We start from the raw sequence: 15,852 nt of genomic DNA, 5'->3' as shown, positions 1-15,852 counted from the left end.
TTTGAAATGTAGTTGCCCTACCTGATAAGCCGATAACGCAGTAGAAAGGAGCCACAAACGCTGCCCAAAGGGTTCGGCTAAAAGCGTTTTACTCTTTGTTGAGAGGATTTTGCTTAGAATAACTAGGCTACAAACCTCTCGCCGCGATTAAAACGCTTTTATCTCGAACAAAATTTAACCGCAAAAGGTCAACAGACCCTAAACACCTGACGACAAAAAACTTCTTCTCACCGCGCCTAATTTGGCGCAGTGTTTGTATCTGGTGTTTGCTCTGCTTATTGATACTTTTCTCTTGCTAATTCGGCATACTGACTGTATATCTAACTAAGAATTATTATTATTTCACTTGTGTGATGCCGTAGAGTAAAACAGTCGAGAATTGGGAAGCTGGAGTAGTAGCATGGCGAAACGTTTATGTAAGATGAGCCGCAAACAGATTGCTGAGAGTTTGGGTGACATTCACCGCTTGGTGGTAGCACCTAAGTTTGTCTGCCGCTCTTGTGCTCGTTCTTCTGCCTCGAAAAACACCTTGTGTAAGCCTGCCGCGATTCCACCTCAAAAGTGCCAAGACAAACCGCTATCCGAGCAACAGGCTTGTGGTCTATTGGCGGAAGCACTGCCAACCTCATCTCTTACTCAAGATACCCCAATCATCATGGCGTCTGAGCAAAGCGCAGAGAAAGCCGCGATCGTTAAACGTGTTGTGGAACGAGTGAAAGAGAAAAAACTGGCAGCAAAAGTCGCATCCGTAACCTCAACCACTAAGCTAGAGGCGCCAGCTATGTTTGATTTGTCAGATAAGAAAGCGCTGAAGAAGGCGAAGAAAGCGGTTAAGAAACATTACAAGCAGCAGAAGAAGTTGCTTAAGTTAGCCAAAAAGCAGCAAAAATTGCTCAAACGCCAGCGTAAGCTTGAAGCGCGAAATGCCAAACTAGAGGTGTTGCTGCCTACGCCACCAAACACGTTGTTGAGCACAAGCTCGCAAGCCAAAGTGCATTAATCGAATCAAAAAAACGCTCTCCAGTTGGAGAGCGTTTTTTATTGTCGAAATGTTTGTAGGATTAGCTGTGTTACTTGTTGGTGTAACTCATCTCTACGCGTTTTTTCACCCAAGTTTCGTTAATCCACAGTGATAGCATGATGATCGCACCACCAATGGCAAGTCGCGTCACATCAACATCGCGGTTCCAAATTACGATATTCACAATCAAACCAGCAGGGACGAGCGCGTTGTTCATTACCGCAAGTGCACCAGCATTCACCATGGTTGCGCCTTTGTTCCACGCAAAGTAACCAAAGCCTGATGCAATCAAACCAAGGTAAGTCAAAATACCCCATTGCGTAGCTGTGGTTGGCATCTTGTCTAAGTTACCCATCAAAGCAAAAGCGACAGTCGCTACGCACAATGCGCCCAAGTAGAAGTAACCAAATACCGTGTGCTGCGGCAGTTCAACCGATTCGGTTTCCATAATGTATTTATAACCGACCTGACCGATGGCAAAACACAGGTTTGCTCCTTGTACGACCAAAAAGCCCATCAAGAAGTTTTCATTGATGCCTGCAAACTTAATCCACGCTGCGCCCAACACAGCAATTGCCGCCGTAACCAAATACCAAGGCGAGAATCGACCTTTCAAGAAGTCATAAATCAAGGTCACGTAAATAGGGGTAAATACGGTGAACAGCAGTACTTCTGGTACAGAAAGGAGTAGGAAAGATTGGTAGTAGAAGCAATACATTAAGCCGAGTTGGAAGCCGCCCACGATCATCAATTTCGCGATCAGAGATTTGCTTACGCCACGGAATTTTAAGAAAGGAATGAAGACTAGGCTCGCCAGCGCAACGCGCATAAAAACAGAGAACCAAGAGTCAACCTGACCGGCAAGGTAAACGCCGATCAGGCTAAATGAGAATGCCCAAAGTAGGGTAACTGCGGATAGATAAGCCATGGATGAGAATCTTTATCAACAACAAATGTGCCCGCAGTCTAACCAAGTTTTGAGGTCACGCCAACGCAAATCAGTCTTTTAGCGGTACGACCAGCATATCGACGGGTGAGCAGTTAATAAGCTGACGCGTCGACGAAAGAATCTTGCTCCAGAAATCTTGGTGATGACCACAAACCACCAAATCAATATTGTAGTCCTGAATGGTGTCGCACAGCTCGTTACTCAAATCACCGCTACCGACTAACGTATGCGTGATTGGGTACTCTGCGTATTCTTCAAAATTCGCTAACTGTGTACGAGACGCTTCCATCGCTTGGTGTTGCGCCTCCGCCATGTTGATGTCGATAAGCCCGGTGTAAAGCTCGGCGTAATTCACATCGATATGAATGAAAGAGACTTTCGCATCCAGAGGTTTAGCCAGTGACACGGCTTTCTTAATCAACACTTTACTGTCGTCTGAGAGGTCGACTGCCACAAGTACGTGTTTGTAACTCATATTGCTATCTCCTTGATAAGGTCATAGTGTCAGATTAGCACTAAGTCTCAGATAATTTTGCTGAAGTGATCTCATATCAATATCGTAGGTACAAAGTGTTGCCACAGTAATCATGTTATAGTGGCGGAAAACGCATGCACATAAATAGGAGTTAACATGCTGTCTCAAACTATGGTTGAACAATTGAATGAGCAAATTAACCTAGAATTTTTCTCATCCAATCTATACTTACAAATGAGTGCTTGGTGTGAAGACAAAGGTTTTGAAGGTGCGGCTGAATTTTTACGCGCTCACGCCGTAGAAGAAATGGAGCACATGCAACGTCTTTTCACTTATGTAAGTGAAACTGGTTCAATGCCAATCCTAGGTGCAATTGAAGCACCTAAGCATGACTTTGCTAGCCTTGGCGATGTTTTCCGTGAAACCTACGAACATGAGCAAATGATCACGGAAAAGATCAACAAATTGGCGCATGTTGCATTTACAAGCCAAGACTACTCTACGTTTAACTTCCTACAGTGGTACGTGGCTGAACAGCACGAAGAAGAGAAGTTGTTTAAAGGGATTTTAGATAAGATCGAATTAGTTGGTGAAGACGGTAAAGCATTGTTCTTCATCGATAAAGATCTAGCACAAATGGCAAAAGAAGGTTCATCTTCAATTATGGGTGCTCCAGCTGCATAACGTGTTCCCGACGCGGTAAGCAGCGGGTTAAGGACGAAGCATTGATCGTCTTTATCTCTTGAGCATCGTTGAAGATGTAGGGAGGAAAAGATGATCAGTGGAGACACAATCTTATTTGCGCTAATGGTAGTGACGGGAGTAAACATGGTCCGTTATCTTACCGCTCTTCGTTCTTTAATTTACATCATGCGTGAAGCGCATCCTTTGCTTTATCAGCAAGTGGATGGCAATGGATTTTTCACCACCCATGGTAACGTCACCAAACAGGTGCGGTTATACCATTACATTAAGAGTAAAGAGTATCACCATCATCACGATGAGATCTTTACTGGCAAATGCGAAAGGGTGCGCGGGTTATTCATTTTATCGACCGCTTTACTTGGTGTGACCCTACTGGCTGCCTTCATTCTTTAAGCCAGCAAGCTGTGCTTGGAATTTAAGCGCTTTTCCCGCTCGACTTTTGTCGTTAGAATAGCGCTCGCAGAAAGCAAGGATGTGCATTACGCACATCCTTTTTTATTTTTGGATTTTGGACAAACCAATCTAAATAAGTAATTGAGCGTTACCCATGAGTAAGAAATTTGATGTTGTTGTAATCGGCGCAGGTGCGGCGGGTTTGATGTGTGCAGCAGAAGCAGGCAAACGCGGACGCAGTGTGCTCGTGCTGGATCATGCGAAAAAGCCAGGACGTAAAATCCTTATCTCAGGTGGTGGTCGTTGTAACTTCACTAACTACGACGTCTCAGCGAGCAACTACTTATGCCAAAACCCACACTTCGTGAAATCGGCGTTGTCTCAGTACACCAACTGGGACTTTATCTCGATGGTCAGCAAGCATGGCATCGAGTTTGAAGAGCGCGATCACGGACAGTTGTTCTGTGTTGATGCGTTTACTGCAAAAGACATCGTGAAGATGCTTCTAGCTGAATGCGACATGCCAAACATCCAACAACGCTACCAATGTGATGTACATTCGATCGAGAAAACCGATGCGGGCTTCCGTCTGCATGCTGGTACTGAAAACATCGAATGTGAATCTTTGGTGGTAGCAACGGGTGGTCTGTCGATGCCTAAATTGGGTGCGACGCCATTCGGCTACAAGATTGCTGAGCAGTTTGAGATCCCGGTGATTACCACTACAGCAGGTCTGGTGCCGTTTACGCTGCATAAAGAAGACAAAGAAGATTTTGCTGAACTATCGGGCATCGCGATCCCGGCAGAAATCACCGCGCAAGACGGCACAATGTTCAAAGAAGCATTGCTGTTTACTCACCGTGGCTTGTCTGGTCCATCGGTACTGCAGATCTCGTCATTCTGGAAAGCGGGTCAAAAGGTGACGATTAACCTTGTACCAAACGACGATATCGCTGAGCTACTAGAACGTAGCCGCGAGAAGCATCCAAACCAATCGTTGAAGAACACGCTAGCAAAAGTGCTACCAAAGCGTTTGGTTGAAGTGTTGATTGAACGTAAAGAATTAGCAGATAAACCACTTAAGCAGTTCAATCAGAAAGAGATGGTAACGATCGTTGAGCGTCTAGAAAACTGGGCAGTAGCCCCGAACGGCACAGAAGGTTACCGCACGGCAGAAGTGACCCTCGGCGGCGTAGATACCGATCACCTGTCTTCAAAAACCATGGAATGTAAGAACATCAAAGGCTTGTACTTCATCGGTGAAGTGATGGACGTAACCGGCTGGTTAGGTGGTTATAACTTCCAATGGTGCTGGTCGAGCGGCTTTGTTGCTGGTCAGTGGGTTTAAGCAAAATTTTCTTTAGGCTGAGCGTTGTCTCAGCTCAGCCTATCCTTCACTTCAAAACACCATATAGTCTCGTGGGCATGTTGCTTTGGTCGGGAACTCTTTTTCTGAATTATGCAACTGCACATCGATGTGTGATATCAACGCCCGGCTATTTTCTATCTCATATTCAATATTGAACGTGATGGGCTCATTGTTCGATTTTTTGCCATTCACGCTAAGGCAGCCATAGTCGTTGAAATGCACCTCATAGACACTGCTTGTTGACCTCATCAACTGTTTGAACAGTAACTGCTCTTTTGTTGTTGGAGAGCTTACCTCGATACCTGTGAGTGCCTCCTTCGAGAAATACTGCCAATAAGTCTCTGAGATATTTTCCTCTGATGCGTTTGCCAAATAGTTAGCATAGGTTGCGAGTAATGAGGGCGATGTTGGTTGGGCGTGCACAATGGTAAAACCCATGATACTGAGCAAGAGTAATATTGAGTTCTTCATTTTTTGCTTCTTCCCCTTCGCAATTCAACAAGCCTGTGCAGTTTGGGCTTGGATGTCGAATTAATCAGAAGAAGTTTCGAGAAAGCCCAGATAAAACATGCTGATGTTTTATCTGAGCAGATTACTTTTGCGAACGATCTCTAACGAAACAACTTCTCTGCGCGTACTGGGGCGCTGAAGCGGAAGCCTTGCCCGTAGATACAGCCGCGCTCGAATAAGTATTGGGCTTGTTCGTCGGTTTCGATGCCTTCGGCGACCACTTTCAATGACAGGGTTTGTCCCATCGCGATGATGGCATTCACGATCGCATTGCTGTCGGTATTGCTTGGAACATCGCTTACGAAAGAGCGGTCGATCTTCAATTTGTTGATTGGCAAACCTTTGAGGTAAGACAGTGACGAGTAACCAGTACCAAAGTCATCAAGAGAGATCTCAATGCCGAGTTCGCGCAGCAAGTTGAGTGATGCGATGGCTTGTTGTGGATCGATCAGTAGGAAGCTTTCGGTGATTTCCAGCTCTAGACGGTGCGCTGGGAATTCTGTCTCTTTTAGAATCACCCCAAGTTTACTGATGAAGTCTGATTGTTGTAGCTGAAGAGCCGATACATTCACCGCAAGCTTGCCAAATTCAATGCCGTTATCCAGCCATGCGCGACCTTGCAAACAAGCTTGCTCCAAGACCCATTTACCAATGCTCTGAATCAAGCCAGTTTTCTCTGCAATCGGGATAAAATCTGCCGGAGAAATCATTCCAAGATCAGGATGTTGCCAGCGTAGCAGGGCTTCTACGCCAACCAGTTCGTTGGCGCTTAAGTTGTATTGCGGTTGGTACGCTAGGTGCAGTTGATTCTTCTCAATCGCTTCATGTAAAGCAGACTGCATACGCACGTGAGACACGGATTTATCGGTCAAATCCGGTGAGTAGAATGCGTAGCCGTTACGACCGTTTTTCTTCGCCAAGTACATGGCTGTATCGGCATTCTTGAGTAAGGTTTCGCTGTCTTGTCCGTCTTGAGGATAACGCGCCACGCCTACGCTGGTGGAGATGCGTAAAGATTCGTTCTTGCTGACTTCAAAAGGACGATTGAACAGGCAAAGTATGTCCTCAATAGTGTCGATCAGCTGCGAATCCGATTCGATATTCGGCAATATAATGACAAACTCATCGCCACCGATACGTGCCACATGAGCACGCAAGTGCAGCACATCTTGCAGACGTTCAGCGAGCTTAGTTAGCAATTGGTCGCCACAGAAGTGCCCCATGCTGTCGTTGATGTGCTTGAAGTGGTCGATATCGAGGAACAGAGTCGCAAACGCGTGTTGATGCTTCTGACCGTTCTCAATGTGCTGTTCTAGCAAGCTGATCAAATGGGTACGGTTAGGAAGGTTGGTCAATGGATCGTAAAACGCCATGCGTTGCAGTTTTTCTTCGTGCGCTTTACGCACCGAGATGTCTTCGAATACACAGATGTAGTTGATCAGATGGTTCTTATCGTCCATCACCGCACTGATGGTGGCAAGCTGCGGGTAAATGCTGCCATCTTTTTTGCGGTTGATGAACTCGCCTTTCCATTGACCTTTGCTCTCTAGTTGACGCCACAACTGTTGATAAAACTCGCGGTCGTGATGCCCAGAACGCAAGATATTTGGGTTCTTACCGATCACTTCTTCTGCTGTATAACCAGTGATGTGGGTGAAGGCGCTGTTTACATCAAGAATGTTGGCTTTACGGTCGGTGATCACCATCCCTTCGTGGGAGTTATCGAAGATTTTCGATGCCAATGACAACTGAGTTTCTACCATTTTTCGACGAGTGACGTTGCGTGTCATACCCAAAATACCAATCAGCTCTCCGGTTTGATTGCGGATTGGCGACTTGATGGTTTCCAACCAGGTTGGGTTGTTGTTGTCATCAATCAGAGTGCACTCTTCAACCGTGTTTTGGCTGCCTGTAGCGATCACCAACTGGTCGGTATCAATGAACTTTTTCGCTCGACGGCTGCTGAACAACTCGAAGTCATTCTTGCCGACGATTTCACTGCCGGTCATTTGCCAAGAGTCTTCAACGCTGCGGTTGGTCATCGCGTAGCGACCATCAGTGCTCTTTATCCACGTGTGATCTTCTAAGCAATCAATGAATTCTTGTAGAGATGGCAGTAACTCTGGCAATTGAACATCGTGGCGCTGCTGCTCTTTATGGTAAGTCTGTGCAACATCAAAGCCGATACGTCCCGCTAATGCGCTTAACCACCCGGAAACAACAGTATTTTGGTCAGTTGGATGAACCAATGCGAGCGCAGCAAACAGCTCACCGCTCGGCAACCATATCGGGCAGTAACTCAAGGTTTGGTTTTGAAAGGGCGTTTGCTCAACAACAAGCTGAGGATAGATAAAGTGCTCAGTGGCTGGATCGAGAATCGCGACTATTTCACGATGATGTTGCGGCGATGTCGCCACCTCACTCAAGCGCCATTGGCGAGTGTAGCTGAAAGTATAAAGCTGACCGTGCGCCTGTGTGGCATCACAGCATTGTTGCAGAGCCTGTTTCCAGTCTGTCATCAATGCAGGGGAGATAGCGAAGCGAAACATAGTTAATAAAGCATCCTGAGCGCCCTTGGATTTATGTTGTTAACATCTAATTAGACGTTCATATCGGGCTTTGGCTATATCGTATCCAAAGCCCGAACAAATCCAAGCAAGGAACACTTCATTAATCGAGTAAACTGTTAGCTAGCTCTCTTTTTTATAAATCGCGTCTCATTTTTGCAATGGTTTCGGACGTCATCATTGAACGGTGTTCGCCTGTTTTTGCTTTTTGCCGAACTTCACTTGTTGAATCACCAAGCCACTGATGATCAGCACTAAGCCAATCAAAGTGGATGGGTGAATCTCTTCGCCAATGATGGTCGCAAGCAGCATAAGCGAGATGAATGGTGAAGCGAAAATAAGGTTGCTGATGCGTGCGGTGTTCTCGGTGAGTTTGAGTGCCGATAGCCACAACACGAAGGTCACGCCCATTTCAAACAGACCAACATAAGTCACTGCAGCCCAACCTTTCGCGGTGATTTGGTTCCAGCCTGCGCCTTCATAAATGCTTAAACCAATCGCAAACGGAATCGCAACCAGAAAGCCCAATAGCACGCCCACCACTGGATCGGCTTTGTTTTTGGTGTTGAGAATCCAGTAACTTGCCCAAAGTAGTGTTGAAAGTAGCGCTAATCCCACACCAAGCGGACTTTCGAATTCCAGTCCGAGCACGTTGCCTTTGGTGGCAATTACGATGACACCTAAGTAACTAAAGCCACAAGCAATCCAGTCTTTATTGCGGATCTTCTGACCCAAGAAAACCGCCGCCATCAAGGTGAGCGTGATCGCCCAACTGTAGTTGATCGCCTGCGCTTGGGAGGCTGGCAGTAAGTCGTATGCTTTAAACAAAATAAGGTAGTACGCCAATGGGTTAATCAATCCGAGCAGTAAGTAGTACCAAGGATTGGCAAGAAACGTCGAACTAAGCTGATTCAGCTTGCCCTGTACACCACATACCACGATAAGTGCGATAGCCGAGACAATACTCGCCATGGTCAGCATCTGAATCGGTGAGAATTCCGCCAAAGTCAATTTAAATGCGGTCGCTACTGTTGACCAAAGTAATACCGCTGATAGCCCAAATCCTAGGGCGCGACGCTCGTTCATGATGCCTCTGTGTGATGATGTACCGCTCATCGCTGTTGGTTTGAGCAGGTGTGAGTATGTTGTACGGAGCGCCTAGTGTATGCGAGGATTTTTCATCCAACAAACTGGACATTTATCCAGTATATAAATACCATTATTAAAGATAAAAAACACAGGCTAACTCGCTATTATGCAATGGATTCTTGAGCATCAATCTCTCATTCTGTCTTCTCTTTTTACCGCGACCATCAGCGGTGTTGCAGTGGGTTGGTGGGTTAAACAACGCTTTGCCACGCAAACTCAATTGCTCGAACAACAGCTCTCCTCTGAAAAACAGCTTCATCAACAACAACTTGAACAGGTGAAGCAAAGCCTCGCCGAAGCACAGCAAGAATTGGATGAGCTTGATGACGAGCGCGATAAAGCGGCTTTCGAGGTGCGCCAAACTCATGGCAAATTGATGGCGGCGATGGAAAAGCTGCGTTACTTCGAAGCAGTGAAGCAAGAGCGTCAGCAGTATTTTGATGAACTAGGGCAGATGCGAGAGCATAAGTCTCGTCTTGAAACCCAACTTGGTGAGCAGCAAGCACGCCACGAGCAAATCAACCAAGCTAATGCAGAAAAGCTGCAAATTCTTGAACAAGCAGAAGTGCGTTTGAAGCAGCAATTTGAACACCTAGCGAATCAGTTGTTTGAAGAGAAAACCGCCAAAGTCGATATGCAAAACCGTCAGAGTTTGGAAGGTTTGCTGTCTCCACTAAAAGAGCAGCTGGAAGGGTTCAAAAAACAAGTTAACGACAGCTTTAGCCAAGAAGCCAAAGAGCGTCACACTTTGGTGCATGAGTTGAAGAACCTGCAACGCTTGAACGAGCACATGACCCGAGAAGCGGTCAATCTGACTCAAGCTCTGAAAGGTGACAACAAGCAGCAAGGTAACTGGGGTGAAGTGGTTCTGGCTCGTGTATTGGCAGAATCTGGTTTGCGTGAAGGGCACGAGTACCAAACTCAGGTGAGCTTGCAAAATGAAGCAGGCAAGCGCTATCAGCCGGATGTGATTGTTCACTTACCGCAAAACAAACAAGTGGTGGTCGATTCGAAAATGGCGCTGGTGGCGTACGAGCGCTACTTCAACGCAGAGAACGACATTCAACGTGAACAGGCGCTGAGCGATCACCTAGCCGCGCTGCGCGCGCACATCAAAGGCTTGAGCCTTAAGGATTACCATCAGTTAAAAGGTATCCAGAGCTTAGACTACGTGTTGATGTTTATTCCGGTGGAGCCTGCATTCCAAGTTGCGATTCAAGCTGACCCAAGCTTGGTTAAAGATGCGATGGAACAAAACATTATTTTGGTCAGTCCTACCACTTTGCTGGTGGCGCTACGTACGATAGATAATTTGTGGCGTAACGAGCGTCAAAACGAAAACGCCCAATTGATCGCGGAACGAGCGGCGAAGCTGTACGACAAACTACGCTTGTTCATTGATGACATGGAAGGACTGGGCGGTGCATTAGACAAAGCCAACCAAACGTACCAAGGGGCAATGAATAAACTAGCGACAGGGCGTGGCAACGTGATTCGTCAGGCGGAAAGCTTCAAGCAATTAGGAGTGGAGGTAAAACGTCCAATCTCGCCAGATCTTGCCCAGTTAGCGCAGAGTGAGTCATTTTCGGAAAATGCTTCTTTAGTAGAAAGACATCCGGCTGAGGATAAAGTAAACTAATCGCCCGCAGTACAGTGGGCGACCCTATTTGTTATCAACCGCCCCGAAGTGAGAAAGTGCTGCCCAAGAGGAATCAGAATGACGGACACAAGTGTGCAATCAAATACAGCGTTAGATAACGACACTACCCACTTTGGTTTTACCACAGTGGCAAAAGACGAAAAAGTGACCAAAGTTGCCGAAGTTTTCCACTCAGTGGCAGCAAAATACGACATCATGAATGACTTGATGTCAGGTGGCGTTCATCGCCTTTGGAAGCGTTTTACTATTGATTGCAGTGGCGCTCGTCCGGGACAACGTGTTCTTGACCTAGGTGGTGGTACTGGCGATTTAACGGCGAAGTTTTCGCGCATTGTTGGCGACCAAGGTCACGTGATCCTAGCGGACATCAACAACTCAATGTTAAATGTAGGTCGTGACAAACTACGCGACAACGGCATTGTTGGTAACGTGCATTACGTTCAAGCGAACGCAGAAGAACTGCCGTTCCCAGATGATTACTTTGACGTGATCACGATTAGCTTCTGTCTACGTAACGTAACCGATAAAGACAAAGCGCTACGCTCTATGTTCCGCGTATTGAAGCCAGGTGGTCGTCTGTTGGTGCTTGAGTTCTCAAAACCAATCCTAGACCCGCTATCAAAAGTGTACGACGCATATTCATTCCACCTATTGCCAAAAATGGGTGAACTAGTAGCGAACGACGCAGACAGCTACCGCTACCTAGCAGAATCTATCCGCATGCATCCAGACCAAGACACGCTGGAAGGCATGATGAAAGAAGCGGGCTTTGAAAACACCAAATACTACAACCTAACGGGTGGTATTGTGGCGCTGCACCGCGGCTACAAATTCTAAGGATAAGCGGTATGCCATTTGAACCTCTTATCACTGCCGTTATTGAAACGACACTAAATACGTTGATTAAAGACGATCCTGAATTGGGTCGTCGTTTGTCACGTCTTAAAGGTCAGGTGATTCAAATTCACCTGAAAGAGATCAATAAGACGCTGACGTTCATCTTCAGCCAGCAAATCGATGTCTTGGGCAATTACGAAGGTCAGCCAGATTGTTATCTGTCGCTGAATCTAAGCGTGCTGCCTGAGTTGCGCGATCAAGCCAATATCACTCGCCTTATCAAGCAAGATAAACTTGAACTTGAAGGTGACATCCAATTGGCACAGAAATTCTCTCAATTGATGGTGGATTGCAAACCTGATATCGAAGAGTGGCTGTCTCGCGTGACAGGTGATGTCGTGGCTCATACTTTTGTGCAAGGTACCAAGAACGTCGGCGGTTTCTTTGCTTCTCAAGCAGAAAAACACCAGCGTCATCTTGCTCAAGTGGTAACAGAAGAGTGGAAACTGGCGCCAGCACCGCTAGAAATTGCCCACTTCTGTGACCAAGTGGATGACGTTCGTAGCCAAGCCTCTCGCGTTGAAGCGCGTCTAAACGCATTACTAAACAAGTTCGATTCGGATAAGCCTGCGCTGGAGAACTCATGACGCCAGCAGAAATAAAGCGCTTATACCACATCATTAAAGTTCAGCTGGAATACGGCTTGGATGAGTTGTTGCCCGATCATCAACTGACCAAAGCGCCGCTTTTGATGCGCAAAAGCCTATTCTGGATGAAGAACAAGCACCCAGAAAAACCACTGGGTGAACGCCTTCGTCTCGCTCTGCAAGAACTTGGTCCGGTTTGGATTAAGTTCGGTCAGATGATGTCGACTCGCCGTGACCTTTTCCCTCCGCATATCGCTGATCCTCTTGCACTTTTGCAAGACCAAGTTGCGCCATTTGATGGGCAGTTAGCGAAAGAACAAATGGAACTCGCTCTGGGCGGTCCATTAGAAAACTGGTTTACTGAATTTGATATCAAACCGTTAGCGTCTGCGTCGATTGCTCAGGTGCATACGGCTCGATTAAAAGATACTAACCAAGAAGTGGTATTAAAGGTCATCCGTCCAGATATTCGTCCGGTCATTGATTCAGATCTAAAACTGATGCACCGAATGGCGCGTATAGTCGCCGGAGCGATGCCTGAAGCACGTCGTTTGAAACCAGTTGAAGTAGTTCGCGAGTACGAAAAAACCTTACTTGATGAACTCGATTTGCGTCGTGAAGCGGCGAACGCGATTCAACTGCGTCGCAACTTCGAAGGCAGTGAAGAGCTTTACGTACCAGAAGTTTTTCCTGACTTTAGTAATGAAACTGTCATGGTTTCTGAGCGAATATATGGCATCCAAGTCTCTGATATTGAAGGCTTGGAAGCGAATGGCACCAATATGAAGTTGCTCGCGGAACGCGGTGTGAGTGTGTTCTTCACTCAGGTGTTCCGAGACAGCTTTTTCCATGCCGACATGCACCCGGGCAACGTGTTCGTTAAACCGGAGCATCCAGAGAATCCGATGTGGATTGGGCTGGATTGCGGGATCGTTGGTACACTTAATAGTGAAGACAAACGCTATCTGGCGGAAAACTTCCTCGCTTTCTTCAATCGTGACTACCGCCGCGTAGCGGAATTGCACGTTGATTCGGGGTGGGTACCTGCCGATACCAATGTCGATGAATTTGAATTTGCGATTCGCATTGTGTGTGAGCCAATTTTTGCTAAACCACTGTGTGAAATCTCTTTCGGTCACGTACTGTTGAACCTGTTCAACACTGCGCGTCGATTCAATATGGAAGTGCAGCCGCAGCTTGTATTGCTACAAAAAACGCTGTTGTACGTCGAAGGACTGGGTCGCCAGTTGTACCCGCAACTAGATTTGTGGGAGACCGCGAAACCTTTCCTTGAAGAATGGATGATGAACCAAGTCGGTCCGCAAGCTTTAGTGAATGCCATTAAAGACCGTGCGCCGTTTTGGGCAGAGAAGTTACCGGAACTGCCGGAGCTGCTTTACGATAGCCTTAAACAAGGTAAAGCCATGAATCAACGCATGGATCAGCTTTATCAAGGTTACCGTCACAGCAAGCGTCAGCAGGCGACAGGAAAGTTTTTATTTGGCGTTGGAGCCACTTTAGTCGTATGCTCGGCAATATTGGTGGATAACGCTTATGAGCAGCTATCGATCGCTAGCGGTATCGCAGGGGTCACATTTTGGTTGCTTAGTTGGCGAGCTTATCGTCGATAGACGTTAAACTCTTGAAATAATTTTGTTTAAAGACCCGAGGTAAAAAGAATGGGTGGTATCAGTGTTTGGCAACTTCTAATCATTGCTGTAATTGTTGTATTGCTATTCGGAACTAAGAAACTACGCGGTATCGGTGGCGATCTGGGTGGTGCCGTTAAGGGCTTCAAAAAAGCAATGAGCGAAGATGAGCCTGCGAAGAAAGACGACAAAGACGCAGACTTCGAGCCAAAAAGTCTAGAAGAGCAGCAAAAGAAAGAAGCAGCTCCTGAATCGAAAAAAGACAAAGAGCAGGCGTAAAACGTGTTTGATATCGGTTTTTGGGAACTGGTATTAATATCTGTTGTTGGTCTGGTTGTTCTTGGTCCAGAGCGTTTGCCACATGCCATCCGCAGTGTCTCTCGTTTTGTCGGAGCAGCGAAGAGTATGGCAAATAGCGTCAAAGACGAGTTGTCACACGAGCTGAAAGTTCAAGAACTGCAAGAAAACTTGCGCAAAGCTGAGCAAATGGGGATGGATGATCTGTCTCCTGAGCTGAAATCTTCGGTCGAAGAACTGAAGAAAGCGGCGCAATCTGTAAACCGCCCTTACGCGGAACCAACCAAATCAGAAGCGGAGCCAAAGCAAGAGGCACCTGCGACTGAAACCGTTGAGAAAGCGGAAGAGATTAAGGTTACAGCGGCAGATAAGAAAGCCGAATAGTCTCATTAGGAGGAGCTACTAGTGATTGGTAGCTCCTTTTTGATCAGGTTTTAAAAAAGAGGTTTGCCATGTCTACCGTCGAGCAGACACAACCTTTAATTAGTCATTTATTAGAACTTCGCAACCGACTGCTCAAAGCCATTGCTGCAGTATTGGTGGTGTTTGTTGGACTAATTTACTTCTCTAACCACATTTATGAGTTTGTTTCAGCGCCTTTGGTAGAACGCCTACCTGAAGGTGCAACGATGATCGCAACTGATGTGGCTTCACCGTTTTTCACACCTTTGAAGCTAACCTTGATTGCTTCTGTGTTTATTGCGGTGCCGTTTATCTTGTACCAAGTATGGGCCTTTGTAGCGCCAGGTTTGTACAAGCATGAACGTCGATTGATCATGCCATTGCTGTTCTCTAGCTCATTGTTGTTCTACTGCGGTGTGGCGTTTGCTTACTTCGTGGTGTTCCCACTGGTGTTTGGCTTCTTTACCGCTATCTCTCTTGGTGGGGTAGAGTTCGCAACCGACATATCGAGTTACCTCGACTTTGTACTAGCGCTGTTTATGGCGTTTGGTATCGCGTTTGAGGTGCCTGTGGCGATCATCTTGCTATGTTGGACTGGCGCAACCACACCACAAGATCTGAAAGAGAAGCGCCCATACATTATCGTGTGTGCGTTTATTGTCGGTATGTTACTTACGCCGCCGGATATGATTTCTCAGACCCTACTGGCAATCCCTATGTGTTTGCTGTTTGAGGTGGGTTTGTTCTTCGCGCGTTTCTACACACGTAAAGATGAAGAAGAGCAAGTGGAAGAGTAAAGTAACTCCAACTCCATCATTTAGTATTAAAAAAGCGGCTCATGGAGCCGCTTTTTGGTATCTACAGTTTATCGAAGCTTGATTTCGTGACCGCATTTAGAGCAGACATATACTTCTTTAATTCCAATCAATTTTTGAAACCAACTGCGTTGTTGACGTTGTAAATACACTCCGTGATTACACATTGCGAATCCTATCTTTTTTATTTTATAAGCCGGCGGGCATTTTATGTGAAATCATGTACATAATTCAATGGGACTAACTATATAGTTAAGAGTACAACTATATGATTATGAAATAATTGGTTTGTAGCACTAAATTATCTATATACCCAAGTGACTTCAAGATGCAGGATTCAGAGCGTTGTCATTGATTCGAGAGCAAGGAAAACAACGCAGTGTAATAGCCAGCTCTTTCCAAGTTGT

Annotated in this window: 16 protein-coding genes; 11 read left to right on the top strand and 5 right to left on the bottom strand. The window is 46.3% G+C overall.

Annotation, left to right across the window (positions count from 1 at the left end):
- Positions 1-400: 400 nt before the first annotated feature.
- Positions 401-1,000, top strand: coding sequence for a hypothetical protein (locus MHO32_RS23240; RefSeq protein ID WP_199453520.1), 600 nt, complete (start codon positions 401-403; stop codon positions 998-1,000).
- 70 nt (positions 1,001-1,070) lie between these two features.
- Here the strand turns inward: MHO32_RS23240 and MHO32_RS23235 are convergent, their stop codons facing one another.
- Positions 1,071-1,949: a carboxylate/amino acid/amine transporter gene (locus tag MHO32_RS23235; protein WP_045482761.1), complete on the bottom strand. Its 879-nt coding sequence runs from the start codon at positions 1,947-1,949 to the stop codon at positions 1,071-1,073.
- 70 nt (positions 1,950-2,019) lie between these two features.
- Complete coding sequence (gene uspA, locus MHO32_RS23230) at positions 2,020-2,445, bottom strand: universal stress protein UspA (protein ID WP_005434578.1); 426 nt, start codon at positions 2,443-2,445, stop codon at positions 2,020-2,022.
- Positions 2,446-2,601: 156 nt separating this feature from the next.
- Between uspA and ftnA the strand changes: the two genes are divergently transcribed.
- The 3 genes from ftnA (at position 2,602) to MHO32_RS23215 (ending at position 4,891) form a co-directional block, all read left to right on the top strand.
- The gene (gene ftnA / locus MHO32_RS23225; protein ID WP_005434576.1) at positions 2,602-3,129 is read left to right on the top strand and encodes a non-heme ferritin; all 528 of its coding nucleotides are present in this window, start codon (positions 2,602-2,604) and stop codon (positions 3,127-3,129) included.
- Between the two features lie 90 nt (positions 3,130-3,219).
- Positions 3,220-3,543 (top strand): universal stress protein UspB, encoded by a 324-nt coding sequence (uspB, locus tag MHO32_RS23220; RefSeq protein ID WP_005448571.1) that lies wholly within the window; start codon positions 3,220-3,222, stop codon positions 3,541-3,543.
- 154 nt (positions 3,544-3,697) lie between these two features.
- Positions 3,698-4,891, top strand: a complete 1,194-nt coding sequence (locus MHO32_RS23215) for an NAD(P)/FAD-dependent oxidoreductase (RefSeq protein WP_199438274.1) — start codon at positions 3,698-3,700, stop codon at positions 4,889-4,891.
- A gap of 51 nt (positions 4,892-4,942) precedes the next feature.
- Here MHO32_RS23215 and MHO32_RS23210 read toward each other — a convergent pair whose 3' ends face one another.
- The 3 genes from MHO32_RS23210 to MHO32_RS23200 form a co-directional block, all read right to left on the bottom strand.
- Positions 4,943-5,383: a hypothetical protein gene (locus MHO32_RS23210; protein WP_050934188.1), complete on the bottom strand. Its 441-nt coding sequence runs from the start codon at positions 5,381-5,383 to the stop codon at positions 4,943-4,945.
- A 140-nt stretch (positions 5,384-5,523) separates the two neighbouring features.
- Positions 5,524-7,971 (bottom strand): sensor domain-containing protein, encoded by a 2,448-nt coding sequence (locus MHO32_RS23205; protein WP_239214350.1) that lies wholly within the window; start codon positions 7,969-7,971, stop codon positions 5,524-5,526.
- Positions 7,972-8,166: 195 nt separating this feature from the next.
- Positions 8,167-9,075, bottom strand: a complete 909-nt coding sequence (locus MHO32_RS23200; RefSeq protein WP_239214339.1) for a DMT family transporter — start codon at positions 9,073-9,075, stop codon at positions 8,167-8,169.
- 169 nt (positions 9,076-9,244) lie between these two features.
- Between MHO32_RS23200 and rmuC the strand changes: the two genes are divergently transcribed.
- The 7 genes from rmuC to tatC all read left to right on the top strand — a co-directional run bounded on the left by rmuC (position 9,245) and on the right by tatC (position 15,427).
- Positions 9,245-10,777: a DNA recombination protein RmuC gene (gene rmuC / locus MHO32_RS23195; protein ID WP_053053281.1), complete on the top strand. Its 1,533-nt coding sequence runs from the start codon at positions 9,245-9,247 to the stop codon at positions 10,775-10,777.
- A 78-nt stretch (positions 10,778-10,855) separates the two neighbouring features.
- Entirely contained in the window at positions 10,856-11,635 is a 780-nt protein-coding gene (gene ubiE / locus MHO32_RS23190) for a bifunctional demethylmenaquinone methyltransferase/2-methoxy-6-polyprenyl-1,4-benzoquinol methylase UbiE (RefSeq protein ID WP_005434558.1), read from the top strand.
- 11 nt (positions 11,636-11,646) lie between these two features.
- Positions 11,647-12,282 carry a ubiquinone biosynthesis accessory factor UbiJ gene (locus tag MHO32_RS23185; protein WP_005448553.1) on the top strand — a complete coding sequence of 212 codons (636 nt, stop codon included), beginning with the start codon at positions 11,647-11,649 and terminating at the stop codon, positions 12,280-12,282.
- On the top strand, positions 12,279-13,913 hold the full coding sequence (ubiB, locus tag MHO32_RS23180) for a ubiquinone biosynthesis regulatory protein kinase UbiB (RefSeq protein WP_005434553.1): 1,635 nt from the start codon (positions 12,279-12,281) through the stop codon (positions 13,911-13,913). The genes MHO32_RS23185 and ubiB overlap by 4 nt, the downstream gene beginning before the upstream one ends.
- 48 nt (positions 13,914-13,961) lie before the next feature.
- Entirely contained in the window at positions 13,962-14,210 is a 249-nt protein-coding gene (gene tatA / locus MHO32_RS23175; protein ID WP_005429959.1) for a Sec-independent protein translocase subunit TatA, read from the top strand.
- Between the two features lie 3 nt (positions 14,211-14,213).
- Positions 14,214-14,612: a Sec-independent protein translocase protein TatB gene (gene tatB, locus MHO32_RS23170; RefSeq protein ID WP_005430029.1), complete on the top strand. Its 399-nt coding sequence runs from the start codon at positions 14,214-14,216 to the stop codon at positions 14,610-14,612.
- A gap of 68 nt (positions 14,613-14,680) precedes the next feature.
- Positions 14,681-15,427 carry a twin-arginine translocase subunit TatC gene (tatC, locus tag MHO32_RS23165; RefSeq protein ID WP_005448551.1) on the top strand — a complete coding sequence of 249 codons (747 nt, stop codon included), beginning with the start codon at positions 14,681-14,683 and terminating at the stop codon, positions 15,425-15,427.
- Positions 15,428-15,852: the final 425 nt, after the last annotated feature.

Source organism: Vibrio sp. MMH1-50 (genome assembly GCF_022347645.1).
In the GTDB taxonomy this organism is placed as follows: Bacteria; Pseudomonadota; Gammaproteobacteria; order Enterobacterales; family Vibrionaceae; genus Vibrio; species Vibrio harveyi.
The sequence above is the reverse complement of the archived record's forward strand: the minus strand, read 5'-3'. Positions and strand labels throughout refer to the sequence as shown.